This is a genomic window from Micromonospora sp. KC207 (genome assembly GCF_004348615.1).
Taxonomy (GTDB): Bacteria; Actinomycetota; Actinomycetes; order Mycobacteriales; family Micromonosporaceae; genus Micromonospora.
The window spans coordinates 1-7824 of record NZ_SMKJ01000309.1; the positions used below are offsets into that span (position 1 = coordinate 1).

The following is a 7824-nucleotide window of genomic DNA, read 5'->3' on the forward strand; positions in this document are numbered from 1 at the left end:
CCACTGCCCCAGGAACGTCGCCCGCTCGTCGAGCAGCGCCGCGTACTCCGCCAGCGGCAGGCCCTTCACCACCCGGGTGCCGAAGAACGGCGGCGTCGGCACCTCCACGTCGACCGCCACGTCCGAACGCACCGACGCGTCGTTCAGCCCCGGCAGCGCCTCGCCGACCATCGCCCGCTGCCGCTCGCGACGCTGCCGGCGCGCCGCCAGGGCCGCCTCCCGCTGCGGGTCCACCACTGGCGCGCCACCCCGCTTGGCCGTCATCACCCGCTCCATGAGCGACAGCCCCTCGAAGGCGTCCCGGGCGTAGTGAACCTGACCGGGGAACATCGCCCGCAGGTCGTCCTCCACGTACGCCCGGGTCAGCGCTGCCCCGCCGAGCAGCACCGGCCAGCGCTGCGCGACCCCGCGCTCGGCCATCTCGGCCAGGTTCTCCTTCATGATGACCGTGCTCTTGACCAGCAGCCCCGACATCCCGATCGCGTCGGCCCGGTGCTGCTCGGCCGCATCGAGGATCGCGTTGATCGGCTGCTTGATGCCGATGTTGACGACCTCGTAGCCGTTGTTGGACAGGATGATGTCCACCAGGTTCTTGCCGATGTCGTGCACGTCGCCCTTGACGGTGGCCAGCACGATCCGGCCCTTGCCGCCGTCGTCGGCCTTCTCCATGTGCGGCTCCAGGTAGGCCACCGCCTTCTTCATCACCTCGGCCGACTGGAGCACGAACGGCAGCTGCATCTGGCCCGAGCCGAACAGCTCCCCGACCACCTTCATGCCGTCCAGCAGCAGGTCGTTGATGATCGACAGTGGTGACCTGCCCCCGGCCATCGCCGCGTCGAGGTCGGCCTCCAGGCCGTCGCGCTCGCCGTCGACGATCCGCCGCCGCAGCCGCTCGTCCAGCGGCAGCGCCGCCAACTCCTCCGCCCGGGTCGCCCGCGCCGAGGAGGCGTCCACCCCCTCGAAGACCTCGATGAACCGCTGCACCGGGTCGTAGCCCTCGCGGCGCCGGTCATAGACCAGGTCCAGGGCGATCTCGCGCTGCTCCTTCGGGATCTTCGACATCGGCAGGATCTTGCTGGCGTGCACGATCGCTGACGTCAGCCCCGCCTGCACGCACTCGTGCAGGAAGACCGAGTTGAGCACCTGCCGGGCCGCCGGGTTCAGCCCGAACGACACGTTCGAGATGCCCAGCGTGAAGTTCACCCCCGGCCAGCGGCGGGCGATTTCCCGGATCGCCTCGATCGTGGCGATGCCGTCGCGCCGGGTCTCCTCCTGCCCGGTGGCGATCGGGAAGGTCAGCGCGTCGATCAGGATGTCCGCCCGGCGCAGCCCCCACCGGCCGGTCAGATCCTCGATCAGCCGCTGCGCGACCCGCACCTTCCACTCCGTTGTGCGGGCCTGGCCCTCCTCGTCGATGAGCAGCGCCACCACCGCCGCCCCGTGCTCGGCGATGACCGGCATCACCCGGGCGTAGCGGGAACCCGGCCCGTCGCCGTCCTCGAAGTTGACCGAGTTGACCACGCACCGCCCGCCGAGCATCTCCAGCCCGGCCTCGATGACCTGCGGCTCGGTCGAGTCCAGCATGATCGGCAGCGTGGACGCGGTGGCGAACCGCCCGGCCAGCTCCCGCATGTCCCGGGTGCCGTCGCGGCCAACGTAGTCCACGCACAGGTCCAGCAGGTGCGAGCCGTCCCGGGCCTGGCTGCGGGCGATCTCCACACACGCCTGCCAGTCACCGGCCAGCATCGCCTCGCGGAACGCCTTCGAGCCGTTGGCGTTGGTCCGTTCCCCCACCATAAGCACGCTGGCGTCCTGGGCGAACGGCACGTGGTGGTAGATCGAGGAGACCCCGGCGTCGGCTCGCGGCTCGCGGGTGACCGGCCGCACCCCGTGCAGCCGCTCGGCGACCATCCGAATGTGCTCCGGGGTCGTCCCGCAGCACCCGCCGACCAGCGCCACCCCGTACTCGGCGACGAACCGCTCCAGGGCGTCGGCCAGTTCCACCGGGGTCAGCGGGTACACCGCGCCGTCGGCGGTGAGCTGTGGCAGACCGGCGTTCGGCATCACCGACAGCGGCACCCGGGCGTGCTGGGACAGGTAGCGCAGGTGCTCGCTCATCTCCGCCGGCCCCGTCGCGCAGTTCAGCCCGATCAGGTCGATGCCCAGCGGCTCCAGGGCGGTCAGCGCCGCGCCGATCTCGCTGCCCAGCAGCATCGTGCCGGTGGTCTCCACGGTGACGTGGCAGATCAGCGGCGCGCTCTGCCCGGTCTCGGCCATGGCCCGGCGGGACCCGACCACCGCCGCCTTCACCTGGAGCAGGTCCTGGCACGTCTCGATGATCAACGCGTCCGCCCCGCCAGCGAGCAGGCCAGCCGCGTTCTCCTGGTACGCGTCGCGCAGCGTCGCGTACGCGGCGTGCCCGAGGGTGGGCAGCTTCGTGCCCGGGCCGATGGCGCCGAGCACGAACCGGGGCCGTTCGGCGGTGCTCCACGCGTCGGCGGCCCGGCGGGCGATTCGCGCGCCGGTCTCGGACAGCTGCCTGATCCGGTGCTGGATGTCGTACTCAGCGAGGTTGGCCAGGTTCGCGCCGAAGGTGTTCGTCTCGACGCAGTCCGCGCCGGCCGCCAGGTAGGCGTCGTGCACCCCATGGATCACGTCCGGGCGTGTGACGTTGAGGATCTCGTTGCAGCCCTCGTGCCCCTCGAAGTCGTCCAGGGTCAGGTCGGCCGCCTGAAGCATCGTCGCCATCGCGCCGTCGGCGACGACGATCCGGTCTGACAGCACATCCAGCAACGAAGTCCGCACGAAACTTAGGGTAGTGCGAGGAGTCACGGAGGGGTGACCGCGGCTCGGGCTTTCCCAATGTGTCGGCCGGGTCACACCACCGGCGGCGGGGCGCGTCGGCCGCGCCGGGGGGCCCGCCGGCCGGACCGGCGCGGCCGACGGGCCGCATCCGGCCCCGACACGTAGGCTGGCGGACGTGAAGGACATCAGGGACGCCACCGGGCCCGGCGGGCGGACGACCGGGCCGCAGCCCGGGGCCGCCCGCCGACGACAGGGTGAGGTGACGGCATGACCGAGTTCGACGGGCTGCCGGTGCTGCGGTCCCCCGTGGCCATCGCCGCTTTCGAGGGCTGGAACGACGCCGCGGACGCGTCGACCGCGGCCGTCGAGCACCTGGAGCAGGTCTGGCAGGCGCGGCAGGTCACCGAGCTGGACCCGGAGGACTTCTACGACTTCCAGGTCAGCCGGCCGACGATCACGATGGCCGACGGCGAGACCCGCCGGGTCGAGTGGCCCACCACCCGTTTCATGGTGGCCAGCCCGGAGGGCACCGAGCGGGACGTGGTGCTGATCCGGGGGATCGAGCCGAGCATGCGCTGGCGCACGTTCTGCGAGCAGGTGCTGGAGATCTGCCACAGCCTGGAGGTCGAGCGCGTGGTGCTGCTCGGCGCGCTGCTGGCCGACGTGCCGTACACCCGGCCACTTCCGATCAGCGGCAGCGCCTCGGACGCGGAGGCGGCCCGGCGCTACCAGCTCACCCCCACCCGGTACGACGGCCCCACCGGAATCGTCGGGGTGCTGCACGACGCCTGCACCCGCGCCGAGGTCGACGCGGTCTCGTTCTGGGTGCACGTGCCGCACTACGCCAACAACCCGCCCTGCCCCAAGGCCACCCTCGCGCTGCTACACCGGGTCGAGGAGGTGCTCGACCTGCCGGTGCCGATGGCCGACCTGGCGGAGGAGGCGGCGGAGTGGGAGCAGCGGGTGCGCGGGGCCGCCGAGCAGGACGCCGAGCTCGGCGAGTACGTACGCGAGCTGGAGGAACGCGTCGGCGACGCGGGCATCACCCCGCTGACCGGGGACGAGATCGCCCAGGAGTTCGAGAAGTACCTGCGCCGACGCGGCGGTTCGGCTGGCCCTACCGCCGGCTCCTGGTAGTAACCACCTGCTTGTCCTGAGAGCCCCCGGATCGATGGATCCGGGGGCTTTCGGCAGGTGCCTCCCGCGTGTCCGGGGTGGCGCCGTCACGCGCGCTAGGGCATCCTAGGAACCTAGCTGTGATCTCCAGGAGGAGCCATGCAGATCAACCCGGGTGCGGCCGAGTTCCCGCACCGGCAGATCGCCGCGCAGCTCAAGGCCCAGGTGCGCCGCGGCGACTGGGGGCCGGGCGAGCGCCTGCCGTCCATCCCGGCCATCGCCGAGATGTTCGGCGTGGCCAAGCAGACCGTGCAGCGCGCCGTCGACCAGCTACGGGTCGAGGGCATCCTGATCACCAAACCCGGCTCCGGCACGTACGTGCGCGGCACCCGGCGGCGGCTCAACCGCCTTTCCCGGGGCCGGTACGGCGGCTTCCGCGGCTACCACACTGACCTGGCCGCCCGGTACCGTCAGCAGCTCGTCTCGGTCGGCCGCGCCCCCGCCCCGCCCGAGGTGGCCGACGCGTTCGGGGTCGCCGACGGCACCGAGCTGCTGTGCCGCCGGCACCTCGTCCGCACCGAGGACTCCCCCGTCGAGGTGGGTGCCTCGTGGTTCCTCCCGGGAGACGCCGCCGGCACCTGCCTGGAACGGGGCGAGGCGTTCGGCCGGCCCCTGTACCAGGAGGCGGAGGAGGCCACCGGCCGGCGGTACGTCACCGCCACCGACACCATCACCGCCCGGCAGCCCAGCCGGGAGGAGGCCGAGACCCTCCAGATCCGCCCCGACACCCCCGTGCTGCACCTGCTGCACGTCGCCTACGACGCCCGGCGCAAGCCGATCGAGGTCGCCCAGGCCACCTGGCCCGGCCCGATGACGACCCTCACCGAGGAATACCAGATCCCGGCCCCTACCCCGGACCCCGACCCGGACCCGGGCCTGGTGCTGGGCTGACCGTGCGGCTGGCCCCGCACACCACCCCGGTGGTCAAGAGGTTTCGTCACCGTCGAGATCGGCTCAGACGTTTCTCTGCTGACCACCGGGGTGGTGGGTGGGCTAGAGACGGATGCCCAGCAGGGCGTCCAGAGTGTCGGCGAAGAGGGACGGGGCCGAACGGTCGTCGCCCGTGCCGGTCAGTGCGCGCTCGGCCCAGTCGTCCGCGACCGCGATCGCGCCCGGGGTGTCGAGGTCGTCGGCGAGGCGCGCGCGTACCGCCGACATCAGCTCGACCCCCGACGGCCCGGTCGGGGCCGCTGCGGCCCGGCGCCAGCGGGCCAGGCGCTCCTGGGCGACGGTGAGCAGGTCGTCGGTCCAGGTGCGGTCGGCGCGGTAGTGGCCAACCATCAGCCCGAGCCGGACCGCCATCGGATCCACCCTGTCGGCCCGCAGCCGGGAGACGAAGACCAGATTGCCCCTTGACTTCGACATCTTCTCGCCGTTCAGGCCGATCATGCCGGCGTGCACGTAGTGGGTCGCGAACGGCGACCGGCCGGTGAGCCGCTCGGCGTGCGCGGCGGAGCACTCATGGTGCGGGAAGAGCAGGTCGTTGCCGCCGCCCTGCACGTCGATCGACTCGCCGAGCAGGTTCAGCGCGATCACGGCGCACTCGATGTGCCAGCCGGGCCGGCCCGGGCCGAGGTCGCCGCCGGGCCAGGACGGCTCGCCCTCGCGGGCACCGCGCCACAGCAGCGGATCGAGGGGGTCGCGCTTGCCGGCCCGCTCCGGGTCGCCCCCGCGCTCGGGGAAGATCTCCAGCATCTCGGCGCGGGACAGGTTGGACTCGTAGCCGAACTCGGGTGTGGCGGCGATGTCGAAGTAGACGTCGCCGGTTCCGTCGTCGAGCCGGTACGCGGCCCCGTCCTTGAGCAGCACGAGGACCTTGTCGGCGATGTCCGGGATCGACTCGACCGCGCCGACGTAGTGCGTCGGCGGGATCATCCGCAGCGCCTCCATGTCCTCGCGGAACAGCGCGGTCTCCCGCATCGCCAGGACCTTCCAGTCCTCGCCGTCGCGCGCGGCCCGCTCCAGCAGCGGATCGTCGATGTCGGTGACGTTCTGCACGTAGCGCACCGTCAGGCCGGCATCGCGCCACATCCGTTGCACGAGATCAAAGGTGATCATGGTGGCGGCGTGGCCGAGGTGGGTGGCGTCGTACGGGGTGATTCCGCAGACGTACATGGTGGCCACGTCGCCGGGTCGACTGGGATGGGTCCCGCGTCGCGCCGAATCGAACAATGTCAGCGGGCCGCCCCTGCCGGGCAGCCGTGGCACCTCGTGTCCCGCCCAAGACTCCATGACCGTCAGCCTAGCCAGCCGCCCCACGCGCCGGACCCACCCCACGGGTGACCAACGCGACAACCGCTCGCCACCGGATGGCGGCGTGCCGGACGGTCACATGGGCGGCCAGGGCATCGCCGGCCAGTCCTGCGGCGGCTGGGGAAACCGGCCGCTGTCGCGTAGCCGGCCCACCCGGGCGGCCAACTCGGCGACCTCGCGGATCGTCAGGTGCTCGGCGAGCTCCGCGCCGAGCGCCCCATCGAGCTGGACGGCCAGGTCGGCGAGCATCTCCAGCGCGTCCGCCGGAAGCTGCCGGCCGGCCCAGCCCCAGAGCACGGTGCGCAGCTTGTCCTCCACGTGGAAGCTCACCCCGTGGTCGACGCCGTAGATCCGGTCGTCCGGGCCGACTAGAACGTGCCCGCCCTTGCGGTCCGCGTTGTTGATCACCGCATCCAGTACGGCCAGCCGCGCCAGGCGCGGGTCGTCGGCGTGCGCCAGGGCGTACGCGGTGCCGTCGTCGTCCCGGGCCGCCGCGACCGGCAACCAGCGCGGCGGCACCGACTCCGCCGGCACGAAGCCGACCAGCGGCTCGGCGACGGAGGGCTCCTCGATCCACAGTTGACAGGAGCCGGGCCCGAACGGACCGTCGCGCAGCACCGTCGGCGGGACCAGATCCCAACCGGTGGCCCGGGAGACCAGGTACGCCGAGACTTCGCGCCCGGCGAGGGTGCCGTCCGGGAAGTCCCAGAGGGGGCGTTCACCACGCACCGGCTTGTAGACGCAGCGGGCGCTGACCCCGTCGAGGGTCAGCACGCCGAGTAGCGTGGCGTTGGAGGCGTCGACCAGCCGGCCCTCGACCGTCAGCTCACCGTCGCGGAGCAGCCGCAGCGACGCCGCGCACTCCTGCCGACGTTCGAGTTCCGACGAGGTCACCGGTGGTAACCGTTGTGCCGCGGGCAGAGGTGCCCGGCGGGGTCCAGCGGCTGGCCGCAGAGCGGGCAGGGCGGGCGGCCGGCGTTGACCACGCGGCGAGCCCGCTCGATGAACTCGCGGGTCGCCTCGGGGGTCAGCCGGACGCGCAGCCGGTCCAGGTTCTCGTCCGGCTCGTCGTCGTCCTCCTCGTCGTCGGCTTCCTCGTCGCCGCCCAACTCGACCTCGGCCTCCGTTTCACTGGCGGCGATCGCCTCGATCACGACGGTCGCGGTGTCGACGTCGAAGGCCAGCCCGAGGGTGCCTACCCGGAACTCCTCGTCGACCGGCGTGTCCAGCGGGTCGTTGTCGCCCACGGAAACCGCCGCTTCGGGCAGCTGCACGCCGAAGCGGCGCTGCGCCTCGGTGAGCAACTCCTCCAGCTTCTCGGCGAGCAACGACACCTGAACCTTTTCCAGCGCGACGCTGACCAGCCGGCCTCCGCCGCGCGCCTGGAGGAAGAACGTGCGCTCCCCGGGCGGCCCGACGGTCCCGGCGACGAACCGCTCCGGCGGCTCGAAGGCGTGCACCTGGTGGGTCATGCTTACGACCCTATCCGGCGCGCCGCGGCGTCGCGCACCCCACCGACAGTGAATCGCGGGCCCCCGCCACGACCGCCGTACCGCACGACCGCCGCCGGCCTCACCGCCCGGCCCCCGC

General features: G+C 72.4%; 6 protein-coding genes. 2 read left to right on the top strand and 4 right to left on the bottom strand.

Features of this window, described 5'->3' with window-relative positions:
- The coding region (gene metH / locus E1258_RS27465) for a methionine synthase (RefSeq protein ID WP_207919746.1) at positions 1–2805 on the bottom strand (2805 nt) is incomplete at its 3' end.
- 267 nt (positions 2806–3072) lie between these two features.
- On the opposite strand from metH, the gene E1258_RS27470 reads away from it, so the two are divergent.
- Both E1258_RS27470 and E1258_RS27475 read left to right on the top strand, forming a co-directional pair.
- The gene (locus E1258_RS27470; protein ID WP_043968784.1) at positions 3073–3942 is read left to right on the top strand and encodes a PAC2 family protein; all 870 of its coding nucleotides are present in this window, start codon (positions 3073–3075) and stop codon (positions 3940–3942) included.
- Positions 3943–4080: 138 nt separating this feature from the next.
- Positions 4081–4872: a GntR family transcriptional regulator gene (locus E1258_RS27475; RefSeq protein WP_132406224.1), complete on the top strand. Its 792-nt coding sequence runs from the start codon at positions 4081–4083 to the stop codon at positions 4870–4872.
- Between the two features lie 102 nt (positions 4873–4974).
- Here the strand turns inward: E1258_RS27475 and mshC are convergent, their stop codons facing one another.
- From mshC to E1258_RS27490, 3 genes are all read right to left on the bottom strand, one after another.
- A complete protein-coding gene (gene mshC / locus E1258_RS27480) occupies positions 4975–6213 on the bottom strand; it encodes a cysteine--1-D-myo-inosityl 2-amino-2-deoxy-alpha-D-glucopyranoside ligase (protein WP_132406226.1) in 1239 nt (412 codons plus the stop codon).
- Between the two features lie 96 nt (positions 6214–6309).
- The gene (locus tag E1258_RS27485) at positions 6310–7128 is read right to left on the bottom strand and encodes an SCO1664 family protein (protein WP_132406228.1); all 819 of its coding nucleotides are present in this window, start codon (positions 7126–7128) and stop codon (positions 6310–6312) included.
- Positions 7125–7706 carry a DUF3090 domain-containing protein gene (locus E1258_RS27490; protein ID WP_132406230.1) on the bottom strand — a complete coding sequence of 194 codons (582 nt, stop codon included), beginning with the start codon at positions 7704–7706 and terminating at the stop codon, positions 7125–7127. The genes E1258_RS27485 and E1258_RS27490 overlap by 4 nt, the downstream gene beginning before the upstream one ends.
- Between the last annotated feature and the right edge of the window lie 118 nt (positions 7707–7824).